This is a genomic window from Nitrosopumilus ureiphilus (genome assembly GCF_013407185.1).
Taxonomy (GTDB): Archaea; Thermoproteota; Nitrososphaeria; order Nitrososphaerales; family Nitrosopumilaceae; genus Nitrosopumilus; species Nitrosopumilus ureiphilus.
The window spans coordinates 1718811-1733953 of the sequence record NZ_CP026995.1 but is presented as its reverse complement, the minus strand read 5'-3'; the positions used below and the strand labels follow the sequence as shown (position 1 = coordinate 1733953).

Genomic DNA, 15143 nt, shown 5'->3' with positions numbered 1-15143 from the left:
AATGAAAACTAGAGAACTAATCCTTGTTTTAATTATAGTTGGATATCTTTTGGCAAACCTCTCTTTTCTTGTAATTGAATATAGTATTACATTTGAAAATAATAAAGACAAACCAATACAGATGGTTGAGCTGTTTGGTAATGGAACAACAAGAAGTTTTGAAATAGAAAACCCATCACCAGATCCGGATGTATTTACAAGTATTTTTGCGGCTGGGATGAGAGTTGCATTTGCATTGCCGTTTGCTATTGCAGGACTTGGACTAATATCTGCCCCAATAGGTTTTCTTCAAACTCGTTTATTTGTGCCGCCAGAAGGATTTCATGTATTGGTTTTCTGGATAATGGCAATGATTACAATTCCAATTAACTATATGTTTACAAAAAATATTCCATTATGGCGTAGAATTCCTTACATCTATCTTTTAGCAGCAATAATTTCTGGAACTCCAATGCTATTGAACGAGAATTTTGGAAGATAAAAGAAAATGAAGACTAGAACTATGATTACTATTGGAATGCTTGGAGGATACTGTAAAATTTACGGTTAGTTATTAGTAGAAATTATACCTGGTCAACCGTAGATTTGACAGAACCTTGTTGCAATATCTTAATAAGCTATCCAAATTCTAGGTGAATGTTCAGTGAAAATATATGAAAGACAAAATTTTTTTCGTAGTTAACTTTGTTTCAATATTTATTGCAATCGTGGGTGTTTCAGGTCTCTTTATGCCGTTGGGTAGCCTAATTGCTGGCCAACGCATGAATCCACAAGACATACAATTTGTGGTCCTGTTTGGACTGATTTTGGGATTTGGAGTTTACATGAATATGTACATTAGAAACAACAGAGAATCCTGATTGCAACAAAGAAGATATTGAGAAGGTTTTATGTCTGTTAAACTGGTATTATTTTCTGCACTGATAACACTTTCAATAATTGGTGCCATTGGACTTTATTCTGTAATATATGCAGATCTGCAAAGCTTGGATGCACAGCAACAAAGATTGCTCCCAGACATATCCGTCTTTGATGAAACTGCCATGCCCTTGGAGGTTTTTGAGGGAACGCAGCAACTCAAACAATTCTCATCTGACGACGAGGTAAGAGAATTTCTTCTAAAGATAAGATCCTTGGATTCTTACGTAAATTATGATGATTTCAGAAGTACGGAATGGGATTCTGATTCTTCCCTGATGTTTGCTAGTTCTGGCATGCGGGCTCAGTTGCAGAGTAGTTCTCCTTCTTTTGCTCGTGATTGGAGTACATCTGCCGGATCAGGAACACCTTTTTTTGATACTCGTGTAGACGAAGAGGCCTATAGTGGAGACAATCCTGCTTTTTCTTCTACAAACGTACAGGTTACTGGAGTCGATGAACCAGATTACATAAAGACAGATGGTAAGTACATCTATGTTTTGCAAGACCGTACACTTAGAATCATTGATGCATATCCTGCAGAAACTGCCAAAATAATCTCAAAAACAACGTTGGATATAAAACAGCAAGAACTGCACAACATGTTTCTAAACGGCTACAGACTTGTGATATTTTACACTTCATCAAACTCTGAGAAAAGAATTGAAGAGTTGGACAATCCAACAAGAAGAGATATTGTAACACATGCAATGATCCTTGACGTATCTGATCCAATCTCTCCGAAGATTCTCAAGGACTATGAAGTTGACGGGGATTTCCACGATGCAAGAATGATTGGAGACTATGTGTACTTCATCTCTACCATGAGGGCTCATCATAACAATCCTGTCATGCCGTATATCACAGTTCATGGATCATCAGGAGTGGTACTTGATCCGGATGTGTTTTATTTTGACAACTATGAATCCGATTACAAGTTTAACACAATCACAGCAATTAACATTTTTGATGAAAACTTTGTAAATGCTAAAACATTCCTAATGGGTTCTACAAACACAATTTACACATCACAAGATGGATTATACATAACATACAAGAAAAGCATAAGCTCTGCACACCATGAGGCAATCAAAAAAGACAGATTCTTTAATACTCTGGTTCCATTATTATCAAAATCTGTTCAGGATAAAATCAATGAAATAAGAAATGATTCCTTGATTGATTCTTCTAAAAAACATACTCTTGTCACTGATATTTTGGTAAATGCATATGACAGTATAGGATATGTCGATAAAAAAACACTGTTCTCTAACATTGGTGAGCAGCTAGCAATATATGACTCAAAAGTTCAGCAAGACCTCAAAAACACGGCAATCCATAAAATTAGGATATCTGAAGGCAGCATAGAACATCAAGCGCAGGGAGGAGTTCCAGGATGGTTGCTAAACCAGTTCTCCATGGATAAATACAAGGACTCATTCAGGGTTGTTACAACATATGACCACTACGATGGAAATGGGCTAACCACACGGTACAATGCCGTATATGTGATGGATGATGAGCAACTTGACACAATTGGAAATCTTGATGGCATTGCACCAAATGAGAATGTCTTTGCTTCAAGGTTCATGGGTGAAAAACTGTATCTTGTCACATTTGAGAGAATAGATCCTTTTTTTGTAATTGACTTGTCTTCTGATACTCCAAAAATACTTGGCGAGCTAAAGATTCCGGGATTCTCAACTTATCTGCACCCATTTGATGAAAATCATATTGTTGGAATTGGACGTGATGCCGATAATTTTGGAATCCAGCAGAGTGGCGTAAAGATTGCACTCTTTGATGTCTCAGATGTAAAAAAACCATCAGTGGTAGACGATGTTGTTATTGGCAATTCTCGAGCAGCTGGATCAGAAGCACTTGATGATCACAAGGCATTTTTCCTGGATACAAACAGAGGAATCCTTTCTATTCCTATTTATGACAAGACAGATACGCCATCTGAAAATAATTCACAGAATACTTGGAATGGATTCTATGTGTATGGTCTTGATCCTCAAAGCGGGTTTGATCTGGAAGGCAAAATTAAACATTCTGGATCAAAGTATGTGCATTCCCAAACAGGTTACCGCACATTTTACATTGGTGATGCATTATACACTGCATCTCCAAGTGCAATTAAGATCAATGCTTTGGATGACATTCAAAACGAGATAAACTCCATCAGATTTGATTATCCTTTAGAGTAAAACCAATTCATCATGCATTACGACAGCTCTAAAAACCCAAAATGTATTTGCAGTGATCCTGTTTACCAAAAAGCTTTGGATGAAAAATGGAATTCTGAACATTGATTCACTACTTTACATATGTTCAAACCTGTTGAGATTTGAACCGTCACTCTTCTTCACTTTCTTTTAATTGTCTAACCGAATATTGTATGGCATGAGAATAATTTGCAAATCTGGAAGTCTTTATCTGGGCTTCAATCCAATCAAGAAGATCTTGATCTATTGCAATACTGAGTTTTTGCTTCTTCACGATTCAGAGATATTCAGTAAGACCTATTAAGAAGGGGTACGAATGATTCTTACTGATGGCGACTAATTTAAATAATTATTCAAAGGAAATACAAAATAATCTATCATGGGATGAAAAAATCATCAAAGCACAGCTAGAACAATGGATAATAGATATACAGAAAAAAGCAGACCTTGAACAAAGACTGCAAAAGGCATTTGAAAACAGCAAGAGTCATGTTCAATCCCTGAGTGACATGTAGAAATCAAATTTCTGGGATTGTAGAATTACCAACACATTATAACAAAAATTGTATTATGTACTGATCCATATTTTTCGTTCACATCCACACTTGCAAGGACATTTTTTGTTCATCCTTTTTTAATGCAATCTATTTTACTATTAGAACAGGAATTTTGGATTTATGTAGAACATAATTTGAGGTGCTTCCTAGAAAAATTTCTTTAACAGATCTCATTCCCCTAGAACCGATAATAATTAGATCAAAATTCTTATCATGTGCAAATTTTACTATTCTTGTTCCTTCATCTCCATACATGATTTTCTCATAAAACAAAATTCCATTTTGTGCTGAACGTATCTTTGCTTTTTTCAAAAACTTGTTTGCATTTTTTAAAAGATAATTCTTGAGGTATGATTTTTGTTCAACTGATGCAGGAGGATTAAGCGGTGTAACATATACTCCCGTAATGACTGCATGGCAGTTTCTTGCAATAATGATTGCTTGATCTAATCCTCTGAATGAATTTTTTGAACCATCTAATGGAACTAGAATTTTTTTAATTTTTGTTTTAATCATTTTTTTCATACATGAAAGGTTCTTGCTCCTTTAGCTTTTTTCCTATTTTGTTAATTAATCGATTGTAATCTTCAATTGGCTTTATCTTCATTAAAATCATATAGTCGCCATAATAAAAAGTCAAACGAATTGCTTTTTCATACTGTGTAAAAGAACACCGCGGTTTTCCCAAATTATGACTGAGGCTAAGACGTGCATATAATCTTGACTTGGCTCCATCTGCAAGATCTTCGGATTGTGCTTCGAGTTCTCCTTCTCTTGATTTAAAATATTTACAAATAGTTTTATCATCATTCTTAAAAATTCCAACATATTGAATTGCTTCATGAAAGTGTAGCAGATCAGAACCTACATCTTCAATACTTCTCATTTACAAACTATTGTGACTGATGAATTATAATGATTTGTAAAGGTATCAATTTTGATAATAAAGAAAATTGCAACAGTATTGTTTTACATATAGAAAAAAAGTGGAAAGAATACTTGAAAAAGAAGAGCGAATTAATTATTAGAACACTGTCATCTGGAGAAAATGAGCAGCGGATATAAAATTTCAATAATGGGCATAATTTGATATTAATTACTCTTGTTTAATGGAAATTATGCATTCCTCAAATAAATTAAAACACAAACTCAAATTTTCTTTCTTTGCTATTTCATGATGTTTTTCCAAAGTTTTGACATGAGTGGGCTCAAACTTCATCATCTTGTATGATGTATGAAACTGCAAAAAATGAATGATGAAAAAGGAAAAAATCAAGCATACAAACTTTTCATCCCAACGAACATCAAGAATAATCCTTCGTGAAAGGAGACTTTAATTCCCAATAACTTGTAATATTATATTTCGTTCTCTTCTTCGTGTATCTAGTTCTACAAAAACAATTTGCTGCCAAGTTCCCAACAATAGATTTTCATCATTAAATGGAATTGTTAGGGAGGGGCCAATTAATGATGCCTTTACATGAGAGCGACCGTTTCCATCATGCCACATTTGTTCGTGTTCATAATTTAGATCATTTGGAGCAATTCTAGATAGCATATCTGGAAAGTCTTTCAACAAACCAGGTTCATATTCAATCGTAGTTAACGCCCCAGTAGAACCCGTTACAAAAACGGTTACAATTCCACTAGAAATTTGTGATTCCTTAATTTTTGCAGAAATCTTGTCAGTAAGATCAATGATATCATTTTCGCCTTCAGATTGTATTTTAATAGATTTTGTAATTACAGTCATCTTTTATTAAATTAAAACACAAACTCAAATCTCTTTCTATTGAATAAATTATCTTTAGTTTTGACTTGTAAGTCATTTTCATAAAGTAAAATTTGAGTCATAACTCTTTTTGTAACTAATAATCAGATTTGAAAAATCTCTATTTTTTCTCTAACTTATTCTGATAATCACAGATATGCTTAAGTTCATAAAATTATTTGAAATGTTATGCAACTTAAAATTGGTAGATGGACTGCAAAAGCAGACAAATGTGCTTCTATTTACCAAGGAAATACATCATTATCATTTAACATAAGAGGCCCTGGAGACATTACTGTTTATCACGATGATAAAGTGACTAAATTTTACAAAGATGGAACAGTTTCGGGGAAAAAAATCAAAATCAAAACTTCTTCCTATACTTGGATTTCAGGAACATACATTGGTCCTTCAGATACTATGGAATTTGAACAAGAATGGTTTGCAAAATCTGGAACGTGGCAAACAGTGTATAACGGAGAAAAGGCCAAATTATATAGAATTTTGGGTCCTACTACTCAAAGGGATAGTGATATTCTTGTCTCAGTTGATGGATTACAGATAGGATGTTTTCTACCCAAATCTCAAAGCGTCGATGTAAAAGGTAAACACATCAAGATAAAGAAAAGACGTGGTCCCTCTTTTGTTAGTGGCTTTGCTTATTCGTTAAAATAAAAAGACAATCATCCTTTCAAGAGTCATTTTTCAATACTAGAACTGATGAAAATTATAAAAGTTCATGAAAAAACAATCAATATTGAAAACTCCAATAAAAATATCTGATCTAGAATACAGAATAGAACCCGATGCAGAATATGGAATGAAGATACCTGTTGTAATCTATGCAAATGAAAGTTTACTACAAAAGATGATTTCAGATAGAACCATAGAACAAGCAGTTAATGTTTCTACATTGCCTGGAGTCCTAAAACAAGTCGTAGTTTTACCTGACGGTCATCAAGGTTATGGATTTCCAGTGGGAGGCGTTGCAGGGATGGATATTGATGAAGGTGTGATTAGTCCTGGAAGTGTAGGATATGACATCAATTGTGGGGTGAGACTGATCAGAACTAATCTTACTGAAAAAGAAATCAGGCCAAAACTAGTAGATCTTGTTGATCATCTTTTTAATTCAATTCCATCAGGATTGAATCCTAAAGAAGGATGTGTAAAATTAAACACAACTCAGTTAGATGAAGTCCTTGTACAAGGTGTAAAGTGGTTAGAGACAAACGGATATGCCTCAAAAGATGATCTTGATGTTTGTGAAGAAAACGGACATATTGTAAATGCTGACCCTGATAAGGTTTCAGAGTTGGCCCGTAGTAGAGGCGCTCCTCAAGTTGGGAGTTTGGGCTCTGGAAATCATTTCTTAGAGATTCAAAGAGTGCAAGAGATTCATGATGAGCAAGCTGCAAAAGTCATGGGAATATTTCCCGGCCAGATCACAATACTGATTCATTGCGGTTCAAGAGGACTAGGACATCAAGTGTGCACAGACTACCTAAAGATTTGTGAAGCAAGCCATCAAAAATATGGCATAGAATTGCCTGATAGACAATTGGCGTGTGCTCCCAATACTTCTGAAGAGGGAATTGCATACAAGCAAGCAATGAATGCCGCGATGAACTTTGCATGGAGTAACAGGCAGATGATTACTCATTACACAAGAAAGTCTTTTGAATCTATTTTGAACCAATCTGAATCCGATTTGGAGATGAATCTTGTTTATGATGTGGCTCATAATATTGCAAAAGTTGAAAAACACAAAATAGATGGTAAGGAAAAATCAATTGTAGTTCATAGAAAAGGAGCAACAAGAGCATTTCCTGCAGGCAGTATAGACATTCCCAAAAAATACCAAAAAATTGGTCAGCCAATTTTCATTCCCGGTTCAATGGGCAGTGCAAGTTGGATTCTTTTAGGACACAAAAATTCATTGAATCTCAGTTTTGGCTCTACTGCACACGGAGCTGGAAGACTGATGTCTAGAACTCAGTCCCATAAGCAATATAATTACAAACAGATTCTTGAAGAAATTCAAGAAAAGGGTATTGTATTAAAATCAATGACACGCTACGGTGTAGTAGAAGAAGCCCCGGAAGTTTACAAAGATGTAGATACAATAGCAAACATATCGCATGATCTTAAAATGGCTACAAAAGTTGCAAAACTTGTGCCGATAGGAGTAATCAAAGGATAATTTTTTCAAACATGCTTTACAAATGAATCTAAAAATTATGTCTTCTAATCACTAAATGAAATTTAATTGCCGTGTGGTTTATCACAATTTTCACAATACCAAATTTCATCAATTTCTTGTTTGAGCATCAATCTATTACATTTGGGGCATTTTTGAGCTTCTAAATCATCTACTTCATCCATAATTATTCACATCATTTTGTAACTATTGCATGGCAATGAATCTTTTGGCTAAATGGATAAAACACTATTCAAATATCTTAGATTCAAATTCATCCTCTGACTCTATTTACTTTTTTTGCGTTTTAGAGCCTATCTTGCCATGATGTGATGGGTAGTTTTTTTATATTTAATGCATATGTGTTGCTTTTTCCTATTTTGTAGTGGCTCTTTTGCAGTCTGTTTTATTATTGAAGCCCAAAAACCAATCAACTGTTTGTTAGTGTCTTCAAAAGTTTTTGAATTATTATTGAATGGTTGTATGTTTTTAGAAAGGGTATCCGGGGAATTTAAGTATAATTTGATTTTGAAGTGTCAATGTTTTTGCAGTTTATTCTATTTTTTTGATTTTACAACAGACATTTTGTGTATTACCATATTATCATATGATCTATAAAATGATGATCCTGATTCCTAGAATCAATAATGCAATTATTGAAAATAATTTTGTACATATGTAAAGACAAATATTTTGAGGAACAGATAACAGTCTTCCAGACATAGAATGACCCAAAGATCAAACACTGATCTGATTGCTCAAATCATTTTCTTTCTAGTTGGCTATTATCCAAAATAGTTTACGTGAAAATGATATAAACATATGATCAAAATTCTCATGTCTGATACTAGGATCAAACATTGAAAATTTCACAATTATGTTAGAATTGTTTACAAATTATTATCAATTACCAACAATGAGATTTTACATCCTTTTCTTTATTGAACTTGATTCTAACTTGTTTTGAGAAAATGGAGGTGATAAATTGGTAGTAAAATTGATAGAACTTATTGGAACATCGTCCAAAAGTTGGGAAGATTCCGTAGAATCAGCCATTAACAAAGCCGGTGAGAGTCTGAAAAACATTCATGCAGTAGATGTACTTGGTTTCAAGGCAAAAGTAGAAAATGGAAAGATTTCAGAATATCGCACAAATGTAAAAATTGCTTTTGTTATTGAATAGCAATAAACCTATTTTTTTATTTTTCATGTTTGAAATATTGCAAAAACATTCTTCTCAAGTTTTGAAGATTAGTTGTGTTGAATGTCTCTAATTGCCTTTATGCTATTTTTTGTCGAATCCAGAATTTCTTGATCCGAATTCAATTCATCTTTGATTTTTTTCACTCTAACATTTTTTATCTCTGGAGGATCACATACCTGTATGAATTCTCTTGAATCTAACTTGTACCATCTAAAGAAAATCTTGAGAATCTTTTTGTGATCATAAGAATAGTGTGTTTCCTGACCGTTCTCATCTGCAAACTGATCCATTACTTTGAAAATCAATTCATCAATGTCATCTTTTGTTGTCTCTTCCCAGTTTTTGTTTAACAGTCTTGATAGTGTAAGTAGTGTTCTCAAATGCTTTTGTCTTGTTGCAATTGCAGACTCTACTGTAATACAGCTTCTTGTCTCAATTTATACTGAATTGGCTTTTCTTGAATTGGTTGAAAGATAATTGACAATTGTAAAATATGTTTCTCTAAAGAATTACATTATTTCCCAGTAATGAATTTGTAAATTAGTTTAACATTATAATCTGAATCTAGAGATGTATCAATGGTAATATGCTTGGATGTTATAGGTTCATAGATTTTTTTCATTTGTCGATACACAAAAATATCTGCATCAGAATAATCATCTTTTCTATTTTCAAGTCTAGATAATATTATTTTTTCAGGACAAATACATTCTACTACAAAAAATTGGTCTTCAGAAACTTTAAGATCATTTTTTACTTGATTTCTAGAATATTCTTTGTTAAAAGTTGCATCTAAAATGCAATTTTTATCAGCTGAGTGGAGATATTTTGCAAGCAAAATCATTACATCAAAAATTAATGCTCTTTCTTCTTTTTGATAAGTTGGATTAGGAATTAACTCCTTTCTAATTTTATCTGTAGATAAAACAATGGCATTAATTATTGGAGCTAGTTTTTTTGCAATAGTGGTTTTGCCAGTTCCAGGCAATCCACAAACAACCACAATCATTATAGTCAATCATAGATGTGCATATAAAAAACGAACAGGTCAATCTGAATGCTCTTTGAGCCATCTACCAACTTCAGGCCACAGCTTTTTGTGAGCTGTCTTACTAATACATAATCCGACATGTCCTGTTGGAAATTCTAAAGTTTGTTTGTCTTTGCTAGAAATTACATCTGTAATTGTTCTGCTTGACTCTGCTGAAACCAGATCATCGTTAGTTCCAACTATGTTCAGTACGGGCATGGTGATTTTTTTTAAATCAACAAGATTTTCTCCAAGCATCATCTTATTTTGAATTAGTAGATTTTTTTTGTAGATGTCATTTATGATCTGCTCAAATGCTTTTCCAATAATTGGTACACTGTCATAAAGCCAAGATTCTACTGCTAAAAACTGCATAATTTCCTTTGAGCTTCTTGGCTGGCTAAAATAAAATGAATATTTTAAAACAGCTTCTAAAGGATTACGCAGCCAAAATGCGATATTTAGAAATGATGAAGGCACATTTCCAAACGTATTTACAAACTTTTTTACATCTAGTTCTCTTATCCATGATTCAAGTACTGTTGGTGATTTATCAAAATCTGCAGGAGTTGCGTGTAAAATCAGACTCTTTACATTATCAGGATATAATGTAGAATAAATCAAAGACAATATTCCGCCCCAACAATACCCAAACAGAATCACATTTCTAGAACCTGTAATTTCTTCTACTCTATCCACTGCATTTTCAAGATAGTCATGGGCATAGCTTGCAAGTGACATGTTTTCATCCTTGATTGTAGGCATCTTCCAGTCTGTGGCATACACATCAAATCCCAATTGCTGAAAATATCTAATTATGCTTGTTTCTGGAAGTAGATCCAAAATGTAATGTCTGTTAATCAGAGAACCTACAACCAAAATTGGTGTTTTGAATTTTTGTGGTGAATTTGTCTTATAGTGATGAACCTCAAATTTTCCCTTCATTGGAATTACCTCCGATTGTGTTCGATTAACAGCATCTCGAATAGGCTCTATCAAAGTATCATAATTGTTGATTGTGCTTTCAAGTTGCCTAAACAATTTGTCATGATGTATAGATGATGCAAATTCGGTGTATGAATTAATAAAATTTGATAGGGTTTTTGAAAAATCAGGTTTTTTCAAACTGCTTCTTATCTCAGTATCAAAAGAACTTCTAATTTCATCTTGAATCTTTTTGCCAGTTGGATCATCTAACTTGGAAACAGATTCTAAAGCTTTGGACCAAGAATGAAAAAGTGTCTTACCATACTGCATTTGAAAGTCAAATGATTTTAGCAAAAAATCATTGTAAAGAGTAAACGCATTGGAATCTCTTTTTGAATCTTTCAATTCTTATGTTGTCCTGAATTGTCATATAATGTTATTTCTCATTATTACGTTTGACTTTCATTTAATAATCTAATAAATCCAATTCTTACAGAATATCAAATTGCAAGGAACATCAAAAACAGCATGGCATTCCTTAACCTCAGAACAGGTTACAGCAATGTTGGAAGTTATTCCTGAAAAGGGCTTAAGCTCAACTGAGGCTAGCAGTAGACTGCAAAAGTTTGGAGAAAACACCATATCTGTAAAAAAAGAAAAAAGTTCCATTATTTCATTTCTTTTGCAATTCAAACAACCACTAGTTTTGATTTTGGTAATAGCTGGTTCTATAACTGCAATGTTGCAGGAATGGGTTGATACTGGAGTGATATTTGGTGTAGTCATAGCCAATGCAATTATTGGGTTTATTCAGGAACACAAAGCAAACAAGGCAATTCAGGCTCTTGCGCGAATCGTAAAAAGTGAAAATGTTGTTGTAAGAAACGGCGAAAAGACCAGATTGTTCTCACATGAAATTGTCCTAGGAGATGTAGTTCAGTTGCGTTCAGGAGACAAAATCCCGGCTGATATGCGTCTATTACATACAAAGGATCTGAAAATTGATGAGTCTGTGCTAACAGGAGAGTCAGTCGCAGTCAAGAAACAGACAGGAATTTTTTCATCAAGTTCAATGTTAGCAGAACGAAAGAACATGGCTTTTGGTGGAACTTTGGTCACCAACGGATATGGTGTTGGTATAGTTGTACTAACTGGCAATGAGACTGAGACTGGAAAAATATCACAAACTATGCGCAAGGCAGAGGAGCTTGAAACACCACTAACTAGGAGAATCTCATATTTTAGCAAAAATCTACTTTTTGTAATACTTGGTTTGTCTGTGTTGACTTTTGTTTTTGGAATTTTAGTTACACAAAGATCACCAACTGAACTATTCATGGAAATAGTTGCCCTTTCTGTATCTGTGATTCCTGAAGGATTACCCGCCGCGATGACCATTACACTTGCTATAGGAGTAGGATACATGGCAAAGAGAAACTCAATTATTAGAAAACTTCCTGCAGTAGAAACACTTGGAAGTACCACCATAATATGCTCAGATAAAACAGGAACTATCACAGAAAATCAGATGACTGTTTCAGGGATTTATGCTGGTGGAAAGTTTTATGATGTGTCAGGTACTGGCTTTCAACCAATAGGCCAAATTAAACACAATCAAACCAACGTTAATCTTAATGAACATAAATCATTAAGACAATGTCTCATTGCAGGATTGTTATGTAATGATTCGGATTTAATTCAAAAAGAGAATCGTTGGGATGCTAAAGGGGATCCAACTGAAGTGGCATTAATTACATCGGCCTACAAAGCAAATCTAAAACAAACTCTAAGAGAATCATTAAACAGGATAGATGCAATTCCATTTGAATCCCATCTCCAGTTTATGGCTACATTACATGATGATGCAGGTGATAAACTAATCTATGTAAAAGGTTCTGTTGAAAAGATTCTTGCAATGTCTTCATACCAACTAAATGATAATGCAGAAACTGAACACTTGACAGAAACCAATATTACAAAATTACAAGAAATATCAGACAGTCTGGCATCAAAGGGTCTAAGAGTTTTGGCATTTGCCAAAAAAAAGATTCCTAGGGAAAATCATAGTGTTCAAGTTTCTGATATGAATAGTGAACTTGTTTTTTTAGGATTTCAAGCAATGCTGGATCCTCCTAGACCTGAAGTGATTGAAGCCATAAAGGAATGCCAGAATGCCGGAATACGTGTCAAAATGATAACTGGAGATAATCTAAAAACTGCAGTAAGTATAGGCATGCAAATTGGCCTAAACCGTACATCAAAAAACAAGACGGAAATTATTGCTATCACCGGCAAAGAATTGCAAGAATGCTCGGAGAGAGATTTGGTAGAAGTTGCAAACAAGACTGATGTGTTTGCAAGGGTACTTCCTGAACAAAAATTTTCCCTAGTAAAGGCACTGCAATCAAGAGGAGACATTGTTGCAATGACTGGTGATGGAGTAAATGATGCACCTGCCTTAAAGCAGGCAGATGTTGGAATCGCAATGGGAATTACTGGAACAGAAGTTGCAAAGGAGGCAGCAGATGTGATTTTAACTGATGATAATTTCGCATCTATCAAGTCAGCAGTGGAAGAAGGAAGGAGAATCTTAGATACGCTGATCAAGTTCATCACTTGGACTCTTCCTACAAACTTTGGAGAAGGTTTAGTAATTTTAGCATCTATTTTTACAGGAATTATTCTGCCCATACTACCAGTTCAAATTCTTTGGATAAACATGACTACTGCTCTAGCATTAGGAATGATGCTGATCTTTGAACCAAAAGAAATGGACATTATGAAACGACCTCCAAGAAAACCCAACACTCCAATCCTTACATTGGATATGATTATTCAAATATCTATTGTAAGTGCAAGTATTCTTCTTTCAGTATATGGTTTGTTTGACTGGCATCTTAATGACGGGTATTCAATTGACGAGTCAAGAACTGTTGCAGTAAATACAATTATCATGATTGAAATATTTTATTTGCTTAATTGTAGATCACTTACAAAATCTATTTTTAAAATAGGCTTTTTCACAAATAAATTTATCTTTATTGGAATTGCAATAATGCTTTTACTTCAAATATTTTTTACATATTCTCCAACAATGAATGAAGTTTTTCACAGTCATCCTATCGGCATAGAATCATGGCTGAAAATTATCTGTGTATCTTTTCTTGTTTTAATTATCATTGAAATTAAAAAATTCACATTGGTCAAATTGAAAATATTTTCAAAAGATCATAATTGAAATTATTTTACTATCAAAACAGGTACTTTTGAATTATTTACTATTCCGTGTGCGACACTACCAACATAATTTATTTTAGGAGATCCTAGTCCTCTTGATCCAATTATCACAATATCAAATTTGTTTTTATTGGCAAACCCCACGATAGTATCTACTGTATTTTTTGATGAAGCAATTTTTTCATTAAACTCTATCCCGTGACGAGCTGCACTGATCTTGGCAGTATCCATAAATTTTTTTCCAACCTTATTTATTTGTGCTCTGTATGTTTTGAGGTTTATTTCATAAGATGGTGGAAACTCTGGTAATACGTGTATTCCAGTGATCACTCCTTGAGATTGTCTTGCAAGAGATATGGCCTGATTTAATCCACGTATAGAATTTACAGATCCATCAATTCCAACCAGAATTTTCTTGAATCGATTTTGAAGCACAGTAATCAATATCTTTTGTAGAATAATAACATAAACACAAATTTCAATATTGAGATTAACTATAAAATTAAATCATAATACAAGCAAGATGTTGTAACGATGGAGAATTCACATTATGCATAATCTAAAAAAAGGTTAGAATAAGTCATAAGTGTATTTTATATTTTTTCAGAAAAATTGATTTTATAATTTTGCAGGTTTGACTATCAATACAGGGCAACTAGCTTTTGTTATTACTTGAGACGCTACACTCCCAAGCACCATTTTTTTAAAACCTGATCTGCCATGAGATCCCATTACAATCAAATCTGTGTTGTTATTCTCTGCAAAAGATAGAATGCCATCTGAATTAGAAGGATTGTGAACTATTTCAATTGAAATTGGGACATTTTCCACCACATGGGACTTTTTTATTTTATTCAAATCCTCTCTTGCTTTATTCTCAGATTCATCATGTATCTCTTGAGCACGGCCCCAAGACATTCCAGATGTATCAATATCACTTCCAATTACAGTCAATAGGGTAAGTTTCGAATCAAATTTTTTGGCAATCTCCATTGCTTTTTCGAATGCTAAATCTCCAAAATTTGTAAAATCGTAAGGAACCAAAATATTACTTATCATACCATGTACGTA

General features: G+C 33.7%; 16 protein-coding genes. 7 read left to right on the top strand and 9 right to left on the bottom strand.

The window, feature by feature from the left end:
• Position 1: 1 nt before the first annotated feature.
• Together C5F50_RS10250 and C5F50_RS10245 are read left to right on the top strand one after the other, a co-directional pair.
• Positions 2-481, top strand: coding sequence for a hypothetical protein (locus C5F50_RS10250; RefSeq protein ID WP_179371242.1), 480 nt, complete (start codon positions 2-4; stop codon positions 479-481).
• 409 nt (positions 482-890) lie between these two features.
• The gene (locus tag C5F50_RS10245; RefSeq protein WP_179371241.1) at positions 891-3128 is read left to right on the top strand and encodes a beta-propeller domain-containing protein; all 2238 of its coding nucleotides are present in this window, start codon (positions 891-893) and stop codon (positions 3126-3128) included.
• A gap of 148 nt (positions 3129-3276) precedes the next feature.
• Here C5F50_RS10245 and C5F50_RS10240 read toward each other — a convergent pair whose 3' ends face one another.
• Positions 3277-3420 carry a hypothetical protein gene (locus C5F50_RS10240; RefSeq protein ID WP_179371240.1) on the bottom strand — a complete coding sequence of 48 codons (144 nt, stop codon included), beginning with the start codon at positions 3418-3420 and terminating at the stop codon, positions 3277-3279.
• A gap of 55 nt (positions 3421-3475) precedes the next feature.
• On the opposite strand from C5F50_RS10240, the gene C5F50_RS10235 reads away from it, so the two are divergent.
• Positions 3476-3661, top strand: a complete 186-nt coding sequence (locus C5F50_RS10235) for a hypothetical protein (protein ID WP_179371239.1) — start codon at positions 3476-3478, stop codon at positions 3659-3661.
• Between the two features lie 129 nt (positions 3662-3790).
• Here C5F50_RS10235 and C5F50_RS10230 read toward each other — a convergent pair whose 3' ends face one another.
• From C5F50_RS10230 to C5F50_RS10220, 3 genes are all read right to left on the bottom strand, one after another.
• The gene (locus C5F50_RS10230; RefSeq protein WP_179372996.1) at positions 3791-4219 is read right to left on the bottom strand and encodes a universal stress protein; all 429 of its coding nucleotides are present in this window, start codon (positions 4217-4219) and stop codon (positions 3791-3793) included.
• A complete protein-coding gene (locus C5F50_RS10225) occupies positions 4212-4589 on the bottom strand; it encodes a hypothetical protein (protein WP_179371238.1) in 378 nt (125 codons plus the stop codon). The genes C5F50_RS10230 and C5F50_RS10225 overlap by 8 nt, the downstream gene beginning before the upstream one ends.
• 447 nt (positions 4590-5036) lie before the next feature.
• Complete coding sequence (locus tag C5F50_RS10220; RefSeq protein ID WP_179371237.1) at positions 5037-5456, bottom strand: secondary thiamine-phosphate synthase enzyme YjbQ; 420 nt, start codon at positions 5454-5456, stop codon at positions 5037-5039.
• Positions 5457-5663: 207 nt separating this feature from the next.
• On the opposite strand from C5F50_RS10220, the gene C5F50_RS10215 reads away from it, so the two are divergent.
• From C5F50_RS10215 to C5F50_RS10205, 3 genes are all read left to right on the top strand, one after another.
• Positions 5664-6149: a hypothetical protein gene (locus tag C5F50_RS10215; RefSeq protein WP_179371236.1), complete on the top strand. Its 486-nt coding sequence runs from the start codon at positions 5664-5666 to the stop codon at positions 6147-6149.
• Between the two features lie 82 nt (positions 6150-6231).
• Positions 6232-7677, top strand: coding sequence for an RtcB family protein (locus C5F50_RS10210; RefSeq protein WP_246282036.1), 1446 nt, complete (start codon positions 6232-6234; stop codon positions 7675-7677).
• Positions 7678-8659: 982 nt separating this feature from the next.
• Entirely contained in the window at positions 8660-8857 is a 198-nt protein-coding gene (locus C5F50_RS10205; RefSeq protein ID WP_179371235.1) for a dodecin family protein, read from the top strand.
• A 68-nt stretch (positions 8858-8925) separates the two neighbouring features.
• Here C5F50_RS10205 and C5F50_RS10200 read toward each other — a convergent pair whose 3' ends face one another.
• From C5F50_RS10200 to C5F50_RS10190, 3 genes are all read right to left on the bottom strand, one after another.
• Positions 8926-9258 carry a hypothetical protein gene (locus C5F50_RS10200; RefSeq protein WP_179371234.1) on the bottom strand — a complete coding sequence of 111 codons (333 nt, stop codon included), beginning with the start codon at positions 9256-9258 and terminating at the stop codon, positions 8926-8928.
• A 134-nt stretch (positions 9259-9392) separates the two neighbouring features.
• Positions 9393-9887, bottom strand: coding sequence for a P-loop nucleotide/nucleoside kinase family protein (locus tag C5F50_RS10195; RefSeq protein WP_179371233.1), 495 nt, complete (start codon positions 9885-9887; stop codon positions 9393-9395).
• Between the two features lie 39 nt (positions 9888-9926).
• Complete coding sequence (locus C5F50_RS10190; RefSeq protein ID WP_179371232.1) at positions 9927-11240, bottom strand: alpha/beta fold hydrolase; 1314 nt, start codon at positions 11238-11240, stop codon at positions 9927-9929.
• 100 nt (positions 11241-11340) lie between these two features.
• Between C5F50_RS10190 and C5F50_RS10185 the strand changes: the two genes are divergently transcribed.
• Complete coding sequence (locus tag C5F50_RS10185) at positions 11341-14073, top strand: cation-transporting P-type ATPase (RefSeq protein ID WP_218843330.1); 2733 nt, start codon at positions 11341-11343, stop codon at positions 14071-14073.
• Positions 14074-14075: 2 nt separating this feature from the next.
• On the opposite strand, the gene C5F50_RS10180 is transcribed toward C5F50_RS10185, so the two are convergent.
• Positions 14076-14507: a universal stress protein gene (locus C5F50_RS10180; protein WP_179371231.1), complete on the bottom strand. Its 432-nt coding sequence runs from the start codon at positions 14505-14507 to the stop codon at positions 14076-14078.
• Between the two features lie 183 nt (positions 14508-14690).
• The gene (locus C5F50_RS10175; protein ID WP_179371230.1) at positions 14691-15131 is read right to left on the bottom strand and encodes a universal stress protein; all 441 of its coding nucleotides are present in this window, start codon (positions 15129-15131) and stop codon (positions 14691-14693) included.
• Positions 15132-15143: the final 12 nt, after the last annotated feature.

Bases quoted from the DNA above. Each gene is read 5' to 3' on its own strand.
- C5F50_RS10215 (WP_179371236.1), top strand. From the start codon at position 5,664: ATGCAACTTAAAATTGGTAGATGGACTGCAAAAGCAGACAAATGTGCT.
- C5F50_RS10175 (WP_179371230.1), bottom strand. From the start codon at position 15,131: ATGATAAGTAATATTTTGGTTCCTTACGATTTTACAAATTTTGGAGAT.
- C5F50_RS10225 (WP_179371238.1), bottom strand. From the start codon at position 4,589: ATGAGAAGTATTGAAGATGTAGGTTCTGATCTGCTACACTTTCATGAA.
- C5F50_RS10220 (WP_179371237.1), bottom strand. From the start codon at position 5,456: ATGACTGTAATTACAAAATCTATTAAAATACAATCTGAAGGCGAAAAT.
- C5F50_RS10245 (WP_179371241.1), top strand. From the start codon at position 891: ATGTCTGTTAAACTGGTATTATTTTCTGCACTGATAACACTTTCAATA.
- C5F50_RS10250 (WP_179371242.1), top strand. From the start codon at position 2: ATGAAAACTAGAGAACTAATCCTTGTTTTAATTATAGTTGGATATCTT.
- C5F50_RS10235 (WP_179371239.1), top strand. From the start codon at position 3,476: ATGGCGACTAATTTAAATAATTATTCAAAGGAAATACAAAATAATCTA.
- C5F50_RS10230 (WP_179372996.1), bottom strand. From the start codon at position 4,219: ATGATTAAAACAAAAATTAAAAAAATTCTAGTTCCATTAGATGGTTCA.
- C5F50_RS10195 (WP_179371233.1), bottom strand. From the start codon at position 9,887: ATGATTGTGGTTGTTTGTGGATTGCCTGGAACTGGCAAAACCACTATT.